General features: G+C 70.2%; 17 protein-coding genes, 1 tRNA gene and 1 pseudogene. 11 read left to right on the forward strand and 8 right to left on the reverse strand.

The genetic code is table 11. The features are described 5' to 3' along the window. Positions 1-25: 25 nt before the first annotated feature. Complete coding sequence (locus ACFY04_RS05375) at positions 26-706, reverse strand: DUF5324 family protein (RefSeq protein WP_389114819.1); 681 nt, start codon at positions 704-706, stop codon at positions 26-28. A gap of 174 nt (positions 707-880) precedes the next feature. Between ACFY04_RS05375 and ACFY04_RS05380 the strand changes: the two genes are divergently transcribed. Both ACFY04_RS05380 and ACFY04_RS05385 read left to right on the forward strand, forming a co-directional pair. Beyond that, entirely contained in the window at positions 881-1,408 is a 528-nt protein-coding gene (locus ACFY04_RS05380) for a peptidylprolyl isomerase (protein ID WP_301374589.1), read from the forward strand. A 91-nt stretch (positions 1,409-1,499) separates the two neighbouring features. Further along, entirely contained in the window at positions 1,500-2,378 is an 879-nt protein-coding gene (locus ACFY04_RS05385) for a rhomboid family intramembrane serine protease (RefSeq protein ID WP_389114310.1), read from the forward strand. 115 nt (positions 2,379-2,493) lie between these two features. Here the strand turns inward: ACFY04_RS05385 and crgA are convergent, their stop codons facing one another. Further along, entirely contained in the window at positions 2,494-2,748 is a 255-nt protein-coding gene (gene crgA, locus ACFY04_RS05390; protein WP_266594715.1) for a cell division protein CrgA, read from the reverse strand. A 91-nt stretch (positions 2,749-2,839) separates the two neighbouring features. Between crgA and ACFY04_RS05395 the strand changes: the two genes are divergently transcribed. The 6 genes and pseudogenes from ACFY04_RS05395 (at position 2,840) to ACFY04_RS05420 (ending at position 6,825) form a co-directional block, all read left to right on the forward strand. Then, positions 2,840-3,613 carry a DUF881 domain-containing protein gene (locus ACFY04_RS05395; protein WP_150258284.1) on the forward strand — a complete coding sequence of 258 codons (774 nt, stop codon included), beginning with the start codon at positions 2,840-2,842 and terminating at the stop codon, positions 3,611-3,613. Continuing rightward, on the forward strand, positions 3,585-4,349 hold the full coding sequence (locus ACFY04_RS05400) for a class E sortase (RefSeq protein WP_389114311.1): 765 nt from the start codon (positions 3,585-3,587) through the stop codon (positions 4,347-4,349). Before ACFY04_RS05395 ends, ACFY04_RS05400 begins: the two co-directional genes overlap by 29 nt. Positions 4,350-4,438: 89 nt before the next feature. Next, entirely contained in the window at positions 4,439-4,615 is a 177-nt protein-coding gene (locus tag ACFY04_RS05405) for a hypothetical protein (RefSeq protein WP_030011120.1), read from the forward strand. Beyond that, positions 4,612-5,250 carry an aminodeoxychorismate/anthranilate synthase component II gene (locus tag ACFY04_RS05410; protein ID WP_030011121.1) on the forward strand — a complete coding sequence of 213 codons (639 nt, stop codon included), beginning with the start codon at positions 4,612-4,614 and terminating at the stop codon, positions 5,248-5,250. Before ACFY04_RS05405 ends, ACFY04_RS05410 begins: the two co-directional genes overlap by 4 nt. Further along, a pseudogene (locus tag ACFY04_RS05415) lies at positions 5,232-6,086 on the forward strand (class E sortase); the annotation flags it as partial. The gene ACFY04_RS05410 and the pseudogene ACFY04_RS05415, both read left to right, overlap by 19 nt. Positions 6,087-6,099: 13 nt before the next feature. Beyond that, positions 6,100-6,825, forward strand: a complete 726-nt coding sequence (locus tag ACFY04_RS05420) for a class E sortase (protein ID WP_389114312.1) — start codon at positions 6,100-6,102, stop codon at positions 6,823-6,825. Positions 6,826-7,046: 221 nt separating this feature from the next. Here the strand turns inward: ACFY04_RS05420 and pknB are convergent, their stop codons facing one another. From pknB to ACFY04_RS05450, 6 genes are all read right to left on the reverse strand, one after another. Next, positions 7,047-9,065, reverse strand: a complete 2,019-nt coding sequence (gene pknB / locus ACFY04_RS05425; RefSeq protein WP_389114313.1) for a Stk1 family PASTA domain-containing Ser/Thr kinase — start codon at positions 9,063-9,065, stop codon at positions 7,047-7,049. 194 nt (positions 9,066-9,259) lie between these two features. Next, a complete protein-coding gene (locus ACFY04_RS05430) occupies positions 9,260-10,723 on the reverse strand; it encodes a peptidoglycan D,D-transpeptidase FtsI family protein (protein ID WP_389114314.1) in 1,464 nt (487 codons plus the stop codon). Then, on the reverse strand, positions 10,720-12,144 hold the full coding sequence (locus tag ACFY04_RS05435; RefSeq protein WP_389114315.1) for an FtsW/RodA/SpoVE family cell cycle protein: 1,425 nt from the start codon (positions 12,142-12,144) through the stop codon (positions 10,720-10,722). Before ACFY04_RS05435 ends, ACFY04_RS05430 begins: the two co-directional genes overlap by 4 nt. 34 nt (positions 12,145-12,178) lie before the next feature. After that, positions 12,179-13,645: a PP2C family protein-serine/threonine phosphatase gene (locus ACFY04_RS05440; protein ID WP_389114316.1), complete on the reverse strand. Its 1,467-nt coding sequence runs from the start codon at positions 13,643-13,645 to the stop codon at positions 12,179-12,181. A 147-nt stretch (positions 13,646-13,792) separates the two neighbouring features. Further along, the gene (locus ACFY04_RS05445) at positions 13,793-14,296 is read right to left on the reverse strand and encodes an FHA domain-containing protein (RefSeq protein WP_314243078.1); all 504 of its coding nucleotides are present in this window, start codon (positions 14,294-14,296) and stop codon (positions 13,793-13,795) included. Between the two features lie 10 nt (positions 14,297-14,306). Further along, positions 14,307-15,164: an FhaA domain-containing protein gene (locus ACFY04_RS05450; protein ID WP_389114317.1), complete on the reverse strand. Its 858-nt coding sequence runs from the start codon at positions 15,162-15,164 to the stop codon at positions 14,307-14,309. A gap of 293 nt (positions 15,165-15,457) precedes the next feature. Between ACFY04_RS05450 and ACFY04_RS05455 the strand changes: the two genes are divergently transcribed. From ACFY04_RS05455 to ACFY04_RS05465, 3 genes are all read left to right on the forward strand, one after another. Continuing rightward, positions 15,458-15,540 (forward strand) — tRNA-Leu (locus ACFY04_RS05455). Between the two features lie 162 nt (positions 15,541-15,702). Then, positions 15,703-16,065, forward strand: coding sequence for a toxin glutamine deamidase domain-containing protein (locus tag ACFY04_RS05460; RefSeq protein WP_389114318.1), 363 nt, complete (start codon positions 15,703-15,705; stop codon positions 16,063-16,065). A 108-nt stretch (positions 16,066-16,173) separates the two neighbouring features. Continuing rightward, positions 16,174-17,880, forward strand: a complete 1,707-nt coding sequence (locus ACFY04_RS05465; RefSeq protein WP_389114319.1) for a sensor histidine kinase — start codon at positions 16,174-16,176, stop codon at positions 17,878-17,880. Positions 17,881-17,882 lie beyond the last annotated feature (2 nt).

A 17,882-nucleotide genomic window follows, 5' to 3' on the forward strand; every position in this document is an offset into this window, starting at 1 on the left:
GATCCGGGCCCCTTCGCGTGCGCGCTCAGAGCTGCTTGTCGTCGGGGCCCGCCTCGGCCTCGCGCTCCTTCTCGGCCAGCTCCTCGTCGAAGCCGGACGGCGCCGCGTCGCGCGCCGGCAGCTCGGTGGCCGCCGGCGGTTCGACGAGCCAGTCCGGATTCGACTGCTGGTCCCACCACCGCCACGCCGCGTAGGCGGCGCACGCCAGTACGCCGACCAGCGCGGCACCGCGCAGGATCTTCTTGTTGCGCGCGTGCCGCTCGTGGCGCCGCACGAGCTTCTGCACTTCCTTGGCCGTCACCTGGCCGCGCAGCGCCGCGAGCGCCGCCGTCGACCGGGACGCGGCCTCCTCGGCCACCGGCGTGGCGGCCGCGATCGCGCTCTCGATCCTCGGCTGGGTGTACTCGGCGGCCTGCCGCGCCGCCAGGCGCGCCTGTGTCGCCGCCCGGTCGACGGAGGGCGGCACATGGGCCCGCGCCGCCTTGAGCCGTGGATGCAGATGGCAGTCGTAGGTCGTTCGGGCGTGCTGGGCGGCGCTGACCGCCGCGTACGACACCTTGGGCGCCAGCCGCTCGTTCGCTTCCTGGGCGTAGTGCACCGCGGCTTCCCTGGCGGATTCCGCGTACGGTGCCACCACTTCCGTCGCGTGCCGCACACTCTCCCTGGCGCTCTCGGCTGCCAGGCGCATGCTCTCCTTGCCGGTCACGGGATCCTCCTCCTCGGTGGCGGACACAGTTCACCTTTCCACCCTTTGTCGGATCATGCCTGCCATATCGCGGACAGGCATGCGTGACAGGGCATACGGGTGGAGGATTTCAGTGCCGCGGAGCGCTCCGTGCGACCATCTGGACCGACAGTGATGACTATGGAAGGCAGATCCGTGGCCGAGAAGCTCTACGCCACCCTGAAGACGACCCACGGCGACATCGAGATCGAGCTGCTGGAGAACTTCGCTCCGAAGACCGTCAGGAACTTCGTCGAGCTCGCCACGGGCGCCCGGGAATGGACCCGCCCCACCGACGGCCAGAAGACCACGGACCCGCTGTACGACGGCACCGTCTTCCACCGTGTCATCAGCGGCTTCATGATCCAGGGCGGCGACCCGCTCGGCAACGGCACCGGCGGCCCCGGCTACCGGTTCGCGGACGAGTTCCACCCCGACCTGGCCTTCACCAAGCCCTTCCTGCTCGCCATGGCCAACGCGGGCCCGGGCACCAACGGCTCGCAGTTCTTCATCACCGTCGCGCCCACCGCCTGGCTGACGCGCAAGCACACCATCTTCGGCGAGGTCACCGACCCGGCCAGCCAGAAGGTCGTGCAGGCCATCGCCGCCAGCGCCACCAACCCGCGCACCGAGCGCCCCCTGGACGACGTGATCATCCAGTCCGTGGTCGTCGAGAAGCGCTGACGCCGGGAACCTTTCGGCCCCGCCCGTCCGTACTGGATACGTACGGGACCGGCGGGGCGCCCCTCTGCCCCGCCGCTGACCTAGGGAACCGATGGACACCGACCGTCTGCCGGGCTGCTACCGCCACCCGGACCGCGACACGGGGATCAGCTGCACCCGCTGCGAGCGCCCCATCTGCCCCGAGTGCATGATCAGCGCCTCGGTCGGCTTCCAGTGTCCCGACTGCGTCCGCGCGGGCTCCGGCACCGGGCACCACCCGGCCGCGAACGCGCCGCGCACCGTCGCGGGCGGCGTGGTCGCCGCCGATCCCCACCTGGTCACCAAGATCCTCATCGGGATCAATGTGCTGCTGTTCTTCGTGGCGCTCGCCGGCCCGGTGCTCGCGGTCCAGCTGGAGCTGATCGGCGGCCAGTACCGGGAGTACCCCGGCGGCCCGGTCCACGGGGTTGCCGCAGGCGAGTACCACCGGCTGCTGACCTCGGTGTTCCTGCACGCCCAGTGGTGGCACATCATCGGCAACATGATCGCCCTGTGGGTGATCGGCGGCCCGCTGGAGGCGGCTCTGGGCCGGGTCCGCTATCTCGCGGTCTTCCTGCTCTCGGGGCTGGGCGGCAGCGCGCTCGTCTATCTGCTGAGCGAGCCCTACGTCCGGACCCTCGGCGCCTCGGGCGCCGTCTTCGGCCTGCTCGGCGCCACCGTCGTGCTGGCGAAGCGGCTGCGCTACGAGATGCGGCCGGTGATCGTCATGGTCGTGCTGATGCTGGTGCTGACCTTCGTACCGCTCGGCGGTGCGCTCACCGTGTCGTGGCAGGCCCATGTGGGTGGCCTGGTCACCGGTGCGCTGGTGGGTCTGGGCATGCTCGTGCCCACCAGCGGCAGGCATCGCGCACTCGTCCAGTGGGGCACCTGCGCGGTGACGTTCCTGCTGGCCGCGACGGTGATCCTGGCCCGCACCGCGGAACTCACCTGATCACACCGGCGTCAACTCTCCACAGAGTTATCCACAGATCTTCTGTCTTTTCCTCAGGTGTGGATGACGCTGTGGATAACTCATGGGGAGAGCTTCCGTCAGGGGCTGTCGGGTGCTACTTCCACTGTGTGGATACGCCGAATCCGGCTGCGATAAAGCCGAAACCGACTACAATGTTCCAATTGCCCAGAGCCTCGATCGGCAGCTGGGTCTCGGTCACGTAGAAAACGACGATCCACGCGAGTCCGATCAGGAAGAACGCCAGCATGACCGGGGCGACCCAGCTGCGATTCGTGAGCCGGATGCTCTGCGGCTGCCGGCTCGGCGGCGGCGTGTAGTCGTCCTTCTTGCGGATACGTGACTTCGGCACGAGGGGCTCTCCTGTCGATGCGCTGGGGACCTTGCCTGCCCCGGGCGTCCGTTAGCGTAGTGGACCTGTGGCGTTGAAGGAGAAGGGTACGTTGAGCAATTCAGACGACTCCTCCGCGGGTCCCCGTCGCCGGGCCAGGCCGGTCCGGCTGCTGACGGCCGCCGTCTTCGCCCTGGCCGGGCTGCTCTTCGTCACCAGTTTCAACACCTCCAAGGGTACGAACATCCGGACGGATGCCTCACTCCTGAAGCTGTCGGACCTCATCAAGGAGCGCAGCCAGGACAACGCGGCGCTGGAGCAGAGCACCGCGGCCGCACGCGGCCGGGTGGACGCCCTCGCTGAGCGTGACGACGGCAGCACCAAGGCGGAGGACGCCAAGCTGGCCGCCCTGCGCGCCGTCTCCGGCACCGAGGAGCTGACCGGCAAGGGCCTGACGGTCACCCTGAACGACGCCCCGCCGAACGCCACCGCCCGCATCCCCAACGTGCCCGAGCCGCAGCCCAACGACCTGGTGATCCACCAGCAGGACCTGCAGGCCGTGGTCAACGCTCTCTGGCACGGCGGTGCCCAGGGCATCCAGGTCATGGACCAGCGGCTGATCTCCACCAGCGCGGTGCGCTGCGTGGGCAACACCCTGATCCTCCAGGGCCGGGTCTACTCGCCGCCGTACAAGATCTCGGCGGTCGGCGACCCGGGCGCGATGAAGAAGGCCCTGGCCGCCTCTCCGGCCCTGCAGAACTACCAGCTGTACGTGAACGCGTACGGGCTCGGCTGGAAAGTGGACGAGCACAAGGCGCTGACACTTCCCGGCTACTCCGGCACAGTGGACCTCCACTATGCGAAGCCGGTGGCGCCCACCCCGTGATCGGGTCCGTCCTGACGTCGTACTGCGCCTGGTGGTACGGACGTTCAGCGAGGTGTGCCTGACGGCGGGCACGCTGATCGTGCTCTTCGTCGCTTACGTCCTGCTGTGGACCGGGGTCAAGGCCGACCGGGCCATGGACGGGGAGATGGACCGGATGCGCGACCGCTGGGCGTCCGCCCCGGCGGCCCCGGCCGCCGCGCCGCAGCCGGAACCGCCGAAGGCCCCGCCGGTGTCCACGTCGCCCGCCCCGGAGCCGGAGCGCCACCCCGCCGGCCGGGCCTTCGCCGAGATGTACGTCCCGCGCTTCGGCCCGGACTGGGTCAAGCCCGTCCTGGAGGGCACCGACCCCGAACTGCTGAAGAAGGGCCTCGGCCACTACGCCGCCACCGCCCCCCTCGGCGCCGTCGGGAACTTCTCGGTGGCCGGTCACCGGCGCACCTACGGCGACCCCTTCAAGGACTTCCCGCAACTGCGCCCGGGCGACGAGGTGATCCTCAAGGACGCGAGCACCTGGTACACGTACACGCTCCGGTCCGCGCCCCTGCGCACCCTGCCCACCGACGTCGCCGTGGTCGACCCGGTCCCGGAGAAGTCACCGTTCCGGGCGCCCGGCCGCTATCTGACGCTGACGACCTGCGATCCGGAATGGGGTCACAGCCACCGGCTGGCCGTCTGGGCGGAGCTGACCGGTACGCGCCCCGCGGCCCAGGGGCGCCCGGAGGGTTTGTCCGGGTGACCCACCCTTTCGGGCCGCTGCCTTTAGTCTGTTCGCGTACCGCCCCCGCGGTGCGTTGAACGAACGTGGACGAAAAGGAATCAGGCGGCATGTACGGCTGGATCTGGCGGCACCTGCCGGGAAACGCGTGGGTACGCGCGCTGATCTCACTCGTACTGGTCCTCGCGGTGGTCTTCGTGCTGTTCCAGTACGTCTTCCCGTGGGCCGAGCCGCTTCTTCCGTTCAACGATGTGACGGTGGACGAGGGATCGGGAGCCACTCCGTGAGCGCGCGCATTCTGGTTGTGGACAACTACGACAGCTTTGTCTTCAACCTGGTCCAGTACCTCTACCAGCTCGGTGCCGAATGCGAGGTGCTGCGCAACGACGAGGTCGAGCTCTCGCACGCGCAGGACGGCTTCGACGGCGTGCTGCTGTCCCCCGGCCCCGGTACGCCGGAGGAGGCGGGCGTCTGCATCGACATGGTCCGCCACTGCGCGCGCACGGCCGTTCCCGTCTTCGGCGTGTGCCTCGGCATGCAGTCGATGGCGGTCGCCTACGGAGGCGTCGTGGGCCGGGCGCCCGAGCTGCTGCACGGCAAGACCTCACCCGTGATCCACGAGGGGCTCGGGGTGTTCGAGGGACTGCCGTCGCCGTTCACCGCGACCCGCTACCACTCCCTCGCCGCCGAGCCCGGGACCCTGCCGGACGCGCTGGAGGTCACGGCGCGGACCGAGGACGGGATCATCATGGGCCTGCGCCACCGGGAGCACGACGTCGAGGGCGTCCAGTTCCACCCCGAGTCGGTGCTGACCGAGTGGGGCCACCGGATGCTCGCCAACTGGCTGGTTCGGTGCGGTGACGCGGGTGCCGTGGAGCGCTCGGTGGGGCTGGCCCCGGTGGTGGGCAAGGCCGTCGCGTGACCACGGTCGCGCCGTCCGCGCCCACGCAGGGCCGGGCCGCGCGACGCAGGGCCGCTCAGGAGGCCGCGAAACAGGCCGCCAGGCGCACCCGCAGGCGGGGCGGCCGACGGCGCAGGCGGCCCGCCTCGGGCGGCCCGGTGGTGATCGCGAGCCGGCTGGGCGGAGAGCTGTTCATCACGCTGGGCCTGGTGATGCTGCTGTTCGTCGCCTACCAGCTCTGGTACACGAACCTGCTGGCGGAGCGGGTGGCGAACGGCGCCGCCGGCTCCCTGCGCCAGACCTGGGAGCGCCAGACGGGGGACAACGGGCCGGACGGCTCCGGGGCCGCCGCACCGCCCGTGACGGCCTTCGAGCCCGGCCAGGGCTTCGCGATCCTCCACATCCCGAAGCTGGACGTGAAGGTCCCGGTGGCGGAGGGCATCAGCAAGCCGAAGGTGCTGGACAAGGGCATGGTCGGGCACTACGGCGAGGGCGCGCTGAAGACGGCGATGCCGGCCGACAGGCAGGGCAACTTCGCGGTGGCCGGACACCGCAACACCCACGGCGAGCCGTTCCGGTACATCAACCGGCTGGTGCCCGGGGACCCCGTCGTGGTCGAGACCCGGGACGCCTACTACACGTACGAGATGACCTCGTCGCTCGCGCAGACACCGCCGACGAACGTGGCGGTGATCAAGCCCGTGCCGGAGGGGTCGGGATTCACATCCGAGGGCCGGTACATCACGCTGACCACCTGCACCCCGGAGTTCACCAGCACCTACCGGATGATCGTATGGGGCAGGATGACCGAGGAACGCCCCCGCAGCCAGGGCCCGCCGCCTGCGCTGACCAGCTAAGGACGAATCAGCAGTGTCTCGTGCCCGCCGCCGCGCCGCGGCCCCGCCCGTCGGCAACCGCAGTGCGCTCGCCGGATTCCTGAGCCTGCTGGGCGAGTTCCTGATCACCGTGGGCCTGGTGCTGGGCCTGTTCGTGGCCTACTCGCTGTGGTGGACGAACGTGCTCGCGGACCGGCAGGCGTCGGCGCGCGGCGACGAGGTCCGCCAGCAGTGGCAGGCCCCTTCCCCGCAGGCCGCCGGACCCGGGGCGCTGGACACCCGGGACGGCGTCGGCTTCCTGCACGTACCGGCGATGAGGAACGGCGAGGTGCTCGTCAAGGCGGGGACCGACCCGGACATCCTCGACGACGGCGTGGCCGGGTACTACACGCAGCCGGTGAAGTCGGCGCTGCCGTGGGACGAGAAGGGCAACTTCGCGCTCGCCGCGCACCGGGACGGCCACGGGGCGAAGTTCCACAACATCGACAAGGTGAAGAACGGCGACGCGATCGTCTTCGAGACCCGCGACACCTGGTACGTCTACAAGGTCTTCGCGGAGCTGCGCCAGACCTCGAAGTACAACACCGACGTGATCAACGCGGTCCCCAAGGACTCGGGGAAGACCGCCCCCGGCCGGTACATCACGCTCACCACCTGCACGCCGGTCTACACCTCGAAGTACCGGTACATCGTGTGGGGCGAGCTGGTCCGGACGGAGAAGGTGGACGCGAAGCGGACCCCGCCGGCCGAACTGGGCTGAGCGCCCGCAGGGACCGGAGCGGGCCTGGCGCCACCAGGCCCCCAGAAGGCCCCCGTGGGCGGCGCTGACGCCTCCCGGGCCCCACGAGGCCCACGCGTCCCGGATACGGCCGCAGGCGGCCGCACAGCGGCGGGACGCACAAAGGTCCGGCCTCCCTCCCCGGTGTCAGGGGAGGGAGGCCGGACCTTTTCGCTGTGCCGGTGGCCGCGAGGGCGGTCGCGTCAGCGGTTGTCGCCCAGGCCGCCGAAGCCGCCGCCGTTGTTGTTGCCGCCCTGCTGCTGGCCGCCGCCGAAGGCGATGACGTTCACGGTCTGGCCCGTGTTGACCGGGGTGCCCGGCTGCGGGTCGGTGGTCACGACGATCGCGTTGCCGTCCGTGGAGCCGGTGACGACGCCGAGCCGGAGGTTGGCACGCCGCAGCTCTTCCTTGTACTGGTCCACGGTGCGGCCGGCGAAGTTGGGCACCGTGGTCTGCGCCGAGGCCTTGGCGATGGTGATGTTCACCGTCTTGCCCACCTCGAGCTGCTGGCCCGCCGCGAACTGCTGGTCGATGACCGTGCCCGGTACGGCTCCGGGCGACTCGGACTCCGTCACGCTGCCGAGCCTGAGCCTGGCGTCCGTGAGTGCCTTGACTGCCTCGTCCTTCTTCTTGCCCCTGAGCTCCGGCACATCGGCCTTGGAGATCTCCTTGGCGACGGTCAGCGTGACGACGCTGTTCCGCTCCGCCTCGCCGCCCTTCGGGCTCTGCTCGAGGACGGTCCCGGCGGTGCGCTCGGACTCCTGGGGCTTGCGGTCGACCTGCAGCCCCTTCTCCTTGAGCACCTTCTCCGCGTCCTCGAACTTGAGGTTGACCACGTCGGGGACCGTCACCTTGGGCGCGCCCGTGGAGACCGTCACCGTGACGGTGGAGCCCTCATCGACCTGCTCGTCGGCCGCGGGGTCCTGCTTGCAGACGTTGCCCTTGGGCTGGTCGTCGCAGGGTGCGTCGGGGCCCTTGACGACCTTGAGGCCGACGGCGTCGCCGCTCTTCTGTGCCCGTTCGAGGGTCTGGCCGATGAGCTTGGGCACGGCGGGCCGGTTGTCGGCGCCCTCGCCGAAGAGGGAACGGCCGATGAGGATCGCGCCGACCAGGACGAGGATGCCCGCCGCGACGAGCAGGACGGTGGACGCCTTGCTCTTCTTCTGGCGGCGGTTCGGGCCCTGGTCGTAGCCGCCCTGGTCGCCGTAGCCGTATCCGCCGTCGCCCGGGGGCATGGGCGGCATCATCGACGTCTGGCCACCGGGGTCGGTGGTGCGCAGGGCGGCGGTGGGCTGGTCGTAGCCCTGGTGCCCGTAGCCGTGCCCCTGGTCGGGGTAGCCGTAGCCGCCGGCCGCACCCATGGTGGCGGCGGCGGCGACGGGCTGGCCGTCGAGGCAGGCCTCGATGTCGGCACGCATCTCGTCGGCCGACTGGTAGCGGTAATCGGGGTCCTTGACCAGTGCCTTGAGGACGATGGCGTCCATCTCGGGCGTGATCTCGGGATCGAAGTTCGACGGCGGCTGCGGCTCTTCCCGTACGTGCTGGTAGGCGACGGCCACGGGGGAGTCGCCGACGAACGGGGGCCGGACGCTGAGGAGCTCGTAGAGCAGGCAGCCCGCGGAGTAGAGGTCGGAGCGCGCGTCGACCTGCTCGCCCTTGGCCTGCTCGGGCGAGAGGTACTGGGCGGTGCCGATGACGGCGGCCGTCTGCGTCATGGTCATGCCGGAGTCGCCCATGGCGCGGGCGATGCCGAAGTCCATGACCTTGACCTGGCCGGTGCGGGTCAGCATCACGTTGGCGGGCTTGATGTCGCGGTGCACGATGCCGGCGCGGTGCGAGTACTCCAGGGCCTGGAGGATGCCGATGCACATCTCCAGGGTGCGCTCGGGCAGCAGCTTGCGGCCCGAGTGCAGCAGCTCGCGCAGCGTGGAACCGTCGACGTACTCCATCACGATGTACGGGATGGAGATGTTGTCGACGTAGTCCTCGCCGGTGTCGTAGACCGCGACGATCGCCGGGTGGTTCAGCGACGCGGCCGACTGGGCCTCGCGCCGGAACCGGGCCTGGAAGGACGGGTCACGGGCGAGATCGGCACGCAGGGTCTTGACGGCGACGGTACGGCCGAGCCGGGTGTCGTGGGCGAGGTAGACCTCGGCCATGCCACCACGGCCGAGCACGTGGCTCAGCTCGTACCGGCCGCCGAGGCGACGCGGCTCTTCCATAACGTTGCAGCCCTCTCCGTCAGTCCCGACCGCACCTGTGTGTGGTCCGGCGGTGTGCTGTTCGCGCAAAGGCTACCGGCCGATCGTCCGTGATCGGTTCGTGGCCACAGGCTGATACTGGACCGGTACCGTACGCGCGGACGGGGCCGGAATTCTGTGATGTGAGTCACTCGCTCCGGCCCGTCGTCCCTCGGTCACTTCTGGCTGTTGAGCACCGCTTCCATGACCGCCTTGGCGACGGGAGCGGCCAGACCGCCACCGCTGATGTCCTCGCGGTCCGCCTCGCTGTCCTCGATCACGACGGCGACGGCGACGGGCGAGGTCTTGTCCGGGGTCTCGGCGTAGGAGATGAACCAGGCGTACGGGCGCTTCTTGTTGCCCTCGCCGTGCTGCGCCGTACCGGTCTTGCCGCCGACCGTGACGCCCTTCATCTTGGCCTTGCTGCCGGTGCCGTTCTCGACGACGTTGACCATCATCTGCTGCACCTTCTCCGCGTTGGCGGCGGAGAGCGGCCGGCTCATCTCCTGCGGCTCGTGCTTCTCGATGGTGTCCAGGTTGGGGGCAGTGAGGTTGTCCACCATGTACGGCTTCATCAGCTTGCCGTCGTTGGCGATCGCTGCGGTGACCATGGCCATCTGGAGCGGGGTGGCGGCGGTGTTGAACTGCCCGATGGAGCTCTGGGCGTTGCCGTCCTTGCCCATCTTCTTGTCGTAGATGCTGGCGAACGCGCGGACCGGAATGTCGATCTTGTCGTTGTTGAAGCCGAACTTCTCCGAGGTCTCCACCATCTTGTCGCGGGTGACCTTGTCGCCCATGTTCGCGAAGACCGAGTTGCAGGAGATGCGCAGCGCCTCGTTGAGGCTGGCCTTCTCGCAGCCCTTGGCGTGGTTGACCATCTCGGTCTTGGTGCCGGGCAGGAAGTACGGGTCCGGGGTGTCCGTCGGAGCGTTGATGTCCTGGACGACGCCGTGTTCGAGGGCCGCGGCCGCGGTGACCACCTTGAAGGTGGAGCCCGGCGGGTACGTCTCGCGCAGGGCGCGGTTGACGAGGTTCTTGTCCTCGCTGTCCTTCAGCTCGGCCCAGGCCTTCCCGTCGTCCTTGGAGTTGCCCGCGAAGCGCGAGGGGTCGTAGGACGGGGTGGAGACCAGGGCCAGGATCGCGCCGGTGCGCGGGTCGATGGCCGCGACGGCGCCCTTGTTCTTGCCGAGCTTCTCGAAGGCGGCCTTCTGGGCATCGGGGTTCAGCGTGGTGACGACGTTGCCGCCCTGCTTCTTCTCCCCGGTGAACATGCCGATGGTGCGGTCGAAGAACAGCCGGTCGTCGTTGCCGGTGAGGATGCCGTCCTCGAGGGATTCCAGCTGGGTGGAGCCGAAGGCCTGCGAGGCGTACCCGGTGACGGGAGCCCAGAGCTCGCCGTTCGTGTAGGTCCGCTTGTACTTGTAGTCGCTGCCGTCGGTCTCCTTGGAACCGGTGATCGGCTCGCCCTTGACGATGATGTTGCCGCGCTCGGTCGCGTACTGGGCGATCTGGACCCGTCGGTTCTCCTTGCGCGTGCTGAGTTCCTCGGCCTGCACGTACTGCAGCCAGTTGGTGCGGATCAGCAGGGCGAGGACGAGCAGCCCGCAGAACAGCGAGATGCGGCGCAGGGGCTTGTTCATGACGGGCGGACCACCTGGGTCATCTCGGAGTCGGGGGACGGGGCGGGGGCCGGTGCGGGGCGGCGTGCGGTGTCGCTGATCCGGATGAGGATGGCGATGAGGATCCAGTTCGCGAGGACGGAGGAACCGCCGGACGCGAGGAAGGGCATCGTCATGCCGGTGAGGGGGATGAGGCCCATGACTCCGCCGGCGACCACGAAGATCTGGAGCGCGAAGGCGCCGGAGAGGCCGATGGCGAAGAGCTTGCCGAAGGGGTCGCGGGCGGCGAGCGCGGTGCGCACGCCCCGCTCGATGATGAGCCCGTAGAGCAGGAGGAAGGCCATCACGCCGGCGAGGCCGAGCTCTTCGCCGACGGTGGAGAAGATGAAGTCGGAGTTGGCGGCGAAGCCGATCAGGTCGGAGTTGCCCTGGCCCCAGCCGGCGCCGAGGACGCCGCCGGAACCGAAGCTCATGATCGACTGGCCGACCTGCTCACAGGCACCCGAGGTGGCGTAGCAGGCGAAGGGGTCGAGCCAGGCGGTGACACGGACCTTGACGTGGCTGGCGAAGGTGCCGACGACCACGGCGCCGCCCACCGACATGAGCAGGCCGATGACGATCCAGCTGGTGCGCTCGGTGGCCACGTACAGCATGATCACGAACATGCCGAAGAAGAGCAGCGAGGTGCCGAGGTCGTTCTCGAAGACGAGGACGAGCAGGCTCATCGCCCAGATCATCAGGATCGGGCCGAGGTCGCGGCCGCGCGGCAGGTAGAGGCCCATGAAGCGGCGGCTGGCCAGGGCGAGCGCGTCGCGTTTCACCATCAGGTAGCCGGCGAAGAAGATCGCGATGACGATCTTCGCGAACTCACCGGGCTGGATGGAGAAGCCGCCCACGCTGATCCAGATCTTCGCGCCGAAGACGTCGGCGCCGAGACCCGGGACGACGGGCAGGATCAGCAGGACCAGGGCGCCGGCCATCGAGATGTACGTGAACCTCTGCAGGACGCGGTGGTCCTTGAGGATCAGCAGGACGGCGGCGAACAGGGCGATGGCGAGCGCCGTGTACATCATCTGGCGGGGCGCGGAGGGGGAGAACGCGCCGAAGGACTGCTTCGCGAGGTTCTGCAGGCGCCTTGACTGGTCCAGGCGCCAGATCAGGACGAGGCCCAGCCCGTTGAGCAGGGTCGCCAGCGGCAGCAGCAGCGGGTCGGCGTACTTGGCGTACCGGCGCACGACGAGGTGCGCGATCCCGGCGAGGGCGCCGAGGCCGAGCCCGTAGAGCACCATGCCGGGGGGCAGGGTGCCGTTGATCGCGAGGCCCACGTTGGCGTAGGCGAACATCGGGATGAGCACGGCGAAGCCGAGCAGCAGGAGCTCGGTGTTCCGCCTGCTCGGCAGCTCGATGGCGCCGATGGTGGTCGTATTGGTGACAACGCTCATGGTGTGGCAGGCCCCCTGCGCCCGCGTATGTCTACTACTTGCCGCACAGCCCGACCAGTTGCTGCTCCTCGGGAGTCAGGCTGGGGGCGGGCGTCTGGCTGTTCTGCGCCTCGGCGCTGCGGCGTTCCTCGTCCTTCTTGCAGGCGGACACCTGGACGCCGAGATCATCGAGCTTCTTGCGCGCCGCGTCGAAGCTGTTCTCGCTGATGGTGGCCTCGACCAGCTTCCGCTTGAAGGGCGGCAGGTACTTCAGTTCGATGTCGGGGCGGTCGGTCTGCACCTTGGAGAGCTCCAGCGGCCCCAGCTTCGGGCTGATGCCGCGGAAGAGCGCGACGTGCTCGCCCTTCACGCCCACGTAGAACTGGGTCTGGGTCCAGCGCCAGCCCGCGTAGAGGCCGCCGCCGATGACGCCGGCGACGATGAGCAGGGTCAGCGTACGGGTGGTCCACTTGCGCCCTTTGCTGCGGCGCCTGCGGGGGCGGTCGTACGTGTCCTCGTAGCCCGGGTCGGCGGTGTAGGCGTCGGCTTCGCCGAAGGTGCCGTAGCCGTTGCCGTTGCCGCCCTGGCCCTGGTCGGAGTACCCGTAGCCGGGGGCGTCGCCGCTGCCGGGGGGGCCGAAGGCGCCGGCGGGTGGCTGGCCCTGGCGGCCGAGGCCCGAGGCCCGGCCGGCCGGGGTCTGCATGGCGTTGCCGCCGTCGAAGAGCTGGTGCTGGTTCTCGGCGACCGCGCCGACGACCACCGGGGTGTCGCTGACCTGGGCGGCGAGGGTGTCGCCGCTGTCGGTGTCGAGGACGTCGGCGACGATGCAGGTGATGTTGTCGGGTCCGCCGCCGCGCAGCGCGAGCTGGATCAGCGACTGCACGGTCTCGCGGGGACCGTGGTAGTCGGCGAGGGTCTCTTCCAGGGTCTGGTGGGAGACGACGCCGGAGAGCCCGTCGGAGCAGATCAGGTAGCGGTCACCGGCCCGGACCTCACGGATGGAGAGGTCGGGCTCCACGATGTCGCCGCTGCCCAGCGCGCGCATCAGGAGGGAGCGCTGCGGGTGGGTGGTGGCCTCTTCCTCCGTGATGCGCCCCTCGTCGACGAGGCGCTGCACCCAGGTGTGGTCCTGGGTGATCTGGGTGAGGACGCCGTCGCGGAGCAGATAGGCGCGGGAGTCGCCGACGTGGACGAGGCCGAGGCGCTGGCCGGTCCACAGCAGGGCGGTCAGCGTGGTGCCCATGCCCTCGAGCTGCGGGTCCTCCTCGACCATCACGCGCAGCTGGTCGTTGGCGCGCTGCACGGCCGTGGCCAGGGAGGTGAGGATGTCGGAGCCCGGGACGTCGTCGTCGAGCTGCACGAGGGTGGAGATCACCTCGGAGCTCGCGACCTCGCCGGCGGCCTGGCCTCCCATGCCGTCGGCGATCGCGAGGAGCCGGGGACCGGCGTAGCCGGAGTCCTCGTTCCCCTCGCGGATCATGCCCTTGTGTGATCCGGCGGCGAACCGCAAGGACAGACTCATGCGCACCTGCCCTGTCGACGAAGCTGCCTCCGGGTACAACCGGTCTCGAGCCACACTGCCCACCCTCCGGTCGGGAGCGCGCTCGGGTCCGTGTCCTCGGTGGGACGGATCGCCGCCGCGCGCTCGCTCCGCTCGCTCATTCTCGTACTACTTCCGCAGCTCGATGACGGTCTTGCCGATGCGGATCGGTGCGCCCGGCGGAATGGGCGTCGGGGTGGTCAGCCGGGTCCGGTCGAGATACGTGCCGTTGGTGGACCCGAGATCCTCGACGATCCACTGGCCGTCACGGTCGGGATAGATCCTGGCATGGCGGCTGGACGCGTAGTCGTCGTCCAGCACGATCGTTGAGTCGTGCGCGCGGCCCAGCGTGATCGTCTGGCCGGCGAGGGCCACCGTGGTTCCGGTGAGGATGCCCTCGGAGACGACGAGTTTGGTGGGTGCGCCGCGCCGCTGGCGCTGCTGCGGAGGCGCGGCCTGGCGGCCCGCCTGCGCCGGGGCGCCGCCGGCGCCACCGCCACCACGACGGGACCCGCGCTGGGTCACGCGCGTCCCGAAGAGATCGCTGCGGATGACCTGGACGGCCACGATGACGAACAGCCACAGAACGGCCAGGAAACCCAACCGCATGACCGTCAGGGTCAGCTCTGACATTGCCCCCGCTTCACCCTTCGGCTTGCCGGTAAATGATGGTGGTGCTGCCCACGACGATCCGCGAGCCGTCGCGGAGCGTAGCGCGGGTGGTGTGCTGCCCGTCCACCACGATGCCGTTGGTGGACCCGAGATCCTGGATCGTCGAGGGCGTTCCGGTCCGGATCTCACAGTGCCGGCGGGATACGCCGGGGTCGTCGATCCGCACGTCGGCTTCCGTGCTTCGGCCGAGTACGAGCGTGGGGCGCGAGATCTGGTGGCGGGTGCCGTTGATCTCGATCCAGTGGCGCCGGGCGCCGCCAGGGCCGGCCGCGGGGGCCGTCCCGATGGGTCCGCCCGGAGCGGGCCGCCGAGCGCCGGGTCCGCCCGGGGGCGGGGCGCTGGGCATGGGCGGGGCCGCGACCGGCGGATAGCCGTAGCCGCCCTGCGGCTGGTTCTCCGGCGGGTAGCCGTAGCCGCCCTGCGGGGACGGCGGTCCTGCCTGCGGCTGGGAGGTGCTGGAGGCGAGGGTGCGGCTGCGGACCCGGTAGAGCCCGGTGTCGAGGTCGTCGGCCTTCTCCAGGTTGACCTTGATGGGGCCCATGAAGCTGTAGCGCTGCTGCTTGGCGTAGTCGCGGACGAGGCCCGCGAGCTCGTCGCCGAGCTGCCCGGAGTAGGGGCTCAGACGGTCGTAGTCACCGGTGCTGAGCTCGACGATGAAGTCGTTCGGGACGACGGTCCGCTCGCGGTTCCAGATGGTGGCGTTGTTGTCGCACTCCCGCTGGAGGGCTCCGGCGATCTCCACCGGCTGGACCTCGGACTTGAACACCTTGGCGAAGGTGCCGTTCACCAGACCTTCGAGTCGCTGCTCGAACCGCTTCAGAACTCCCATGGGGCACCTCCTCCGTCGCTGTCGCCCTGTACTGCTTACTGATCGTATCCACGCGTGGCGGATTCGGGTGGTTCCCCATCGTTCCTGTGAGGACGAGTGTTGGTCCTCACAAGGGATCGTAGGGGCGCTCCCAGGACAGTGTCCCGCACCGGGAGCGGAGTGCGGGAGGGGCCGTCCACGGCGGGGCGAGGGGGTGCCCGGAAAGCGATGTGAATCCACCCCGTTCTCCGTGCTAATGTTTCGACGTCGCCAGGGGAAAGGCCCGAAAGGGAAGATCCACTGGGGCGCCGCTCGGGCGAGTGGCGGAACGGCAGACGCGCTGGCTTCAGGTGCCAGTGTCCTTCGGGACGTGGGGGTTCAAATCCCCCCTCGCCCACATCGACGAGACGGTCGTCACTGCGAAAGCGGTGGCGGCCGTTTCGTGTTTCCCCACCCCGGGCGTGTGTGTGACGTACGTCCCTCCTCGGGGCCCCTGAGCTGCGGTCCTTTCGCCGGACTTGGGTAGGGTGATCCAACTGTCCGCATCACGGGACCAGTTGTGGCCGCCGGATGTGCGGGATCGCTCCTGTCCCCGCCGCTGCCGTGGCAGCCCGCGCACGAGGCACCCGGCTGGTGGGAGCTGCTGTTGCGCCGCTGCTTCCCTGCCGCGCACGAGCTGCGGTGCGCGAGCTGGGACGAGGTGATCACGCGGGCCGAGGAGACCGGACCGGACACCCAGGGCGTGGTGTGGGTGCGCCGCGTCATCGGCGGCACCGAGGTCAGCGGGCACCTGCTCTACGCGCACAACCGCAACGGTCAGGTGGTGTTCCTGGAAGGGATGACCGGCGGGCCGGCCCGGCTGGACCAGGTCGCCGTGCTGCAGCTGGTCTTCGCCCGCGTCGCGGGCCCGACGGGACGTTGACGACAGGGCCCGGCAGGCGCGTGTGCCGGGCGGCGTTCGACTTTCGTCGTGCGGGGCGAGACGAAAGAGGGCGGCCGGGCCGGGGTGCGGGTGTCTAGGGTCGGGCGCGTGGATGCGAAGGCGAAGACGCGGGCCGGCTGGGACTGGCTGAGGGGCCCGGATCCGTGGACCCGGCGGATGCTGGCGGGGGACCTGGCGCTGGGCGGTGTGCTGGCCATCCTCGGCCTGGGCGTCGAGGAGGTCAGCCACGCCTCCGGTCCGCGCATGCTCGGGGGCGTCGTGGCGGTGATGGTGTTGACGCTGCTGCGCCGCAGGCTGCCGGGGACCACGCTCGTGCTCGGGGCGGCGGTGATCACCCCTCTGCCCGGGGCGTTCTTCATCCTGCCCCTGATGGGCTGGTCGGCCGGGCGGCGGATCGTCGGGGTGGGCCGGGCGCTGGCCGCCTTCACGCTGGCCTTCGTCGCGGCGATCGGCCTCAGCGTGCTGGACCAGTGGTCGCAGATGCGACCGGTGCTGGTGATCGTGTTCTCCACGCTGATGTTCCTCGCGATGACGGTGATGCCGGGTCTGGCCAGCCGGTACTGGTCGCAGCGCCGGACCCTGCTGCGCGCACTCCAGGAGCGCAACGGGCAGCTGCTGCGCGAGCGGGCCATGGTCGCCGGGCAGGCGAGGCTGCGCGAGCGCCAGCGCATCGCCCAGGACATGCACGACAGCCTCGGCCATCAGCTGGCGCTGATCTCCGTGCACACCGGTGCGCTGGAAGTGGATCCGAAACTCACCGACCGCCAGCGCGAGGCGGTGGGCGTGCTGCGGCAGGCCTCGGTGGCCGCGATGCACGAGCTGCGCGAGGTCGTCGGCATCCTGCGCGACGGGGTGGAGGCGCCCGCGCCCGTGGAGGAGGCCCAGCCCGCGGCGCGCGGCGTGGCCGGTATCGCGGGGGTCGTGGAGGCGGCACGGGGCTCGGGGACCGACGTCCGGATGACCACGTCGGGGCAGCCGAGGCCGCTGGTCGCGGCCTGCGACCACGCCGCGTACCGGATCGTGCAGGAGGCCCTGACGAACGCGTACAAGCACGCGCCGGGGGCGCCGATCGCGGTGGAGCTGCGGTTCGAGGACGACTCGCTGGTCGTGGAGATCGCCAACGGGCCGTCGGCCGGTCCGGCGGCCGACGAGGTGGTGTCGGGCGGGCAGGGTCTGACGGGGCTGCGCGAGCGGGCCCGGCTCGTCGGCGGGATGGTGCACGCGGGCCCCGCCGAGGGCGGCGGGTTCCGGGTGGCCGGGGTCCTGCCGTACGGGGCGGAGCCGGCCGGCGTGGAGGACGTGGCCGACGACTTCGGGCAGCGGGCGCAGGCGCAGGCCCGCACGCGCGGCCGCGTACGGGGGCGCGGCGGCGAGCAGCCGATGGACTGGGAGGCGGTGGACCGGGAGCTGGCCGTGCGGATGCCCAGCCGGTCCGGCGGCCTCGCGGTGGGCTGCGGGGTCGCCTTCGCGGCGATGGTGCTGCTGGTGGTCGTGTTCGGCGCCGGAGTGGTGCTGATGATCGACTCGGCGAGTGACGCGATGATCGACCAGGACGAGTTCGACGCGGTGCACGTGGGCGAGACGGAACAGGCCGTCCGCGACCGGCTGCCGAGCGGGGAGAACTTCCTGACCGCCGGGGCCGCCCGCAAGGGGCCGCCCAAGCCGGCGGGCTCGGAGTGTCTGGCGCTGCTGGCCGAAGACCAGCCGAGCGGCCTGGGGGCAGACCGGATCTTCCGGTTCTGCTTCAAGGACGGCAAGCTCGTGGAAAAGCAGGAGTACGAGGTCAAGCAGTAGGA

Origin of the sequence: Streptomyces sp. NPDC001549 (assembly GCF_042894025.1) — a bacterium.
Lineage (GTDB): Bacteria > Actinomycetota > Actinomycetes > Streptomycetales > Streptomycetaceae > Streptomyces > Streptomyces kutzneri.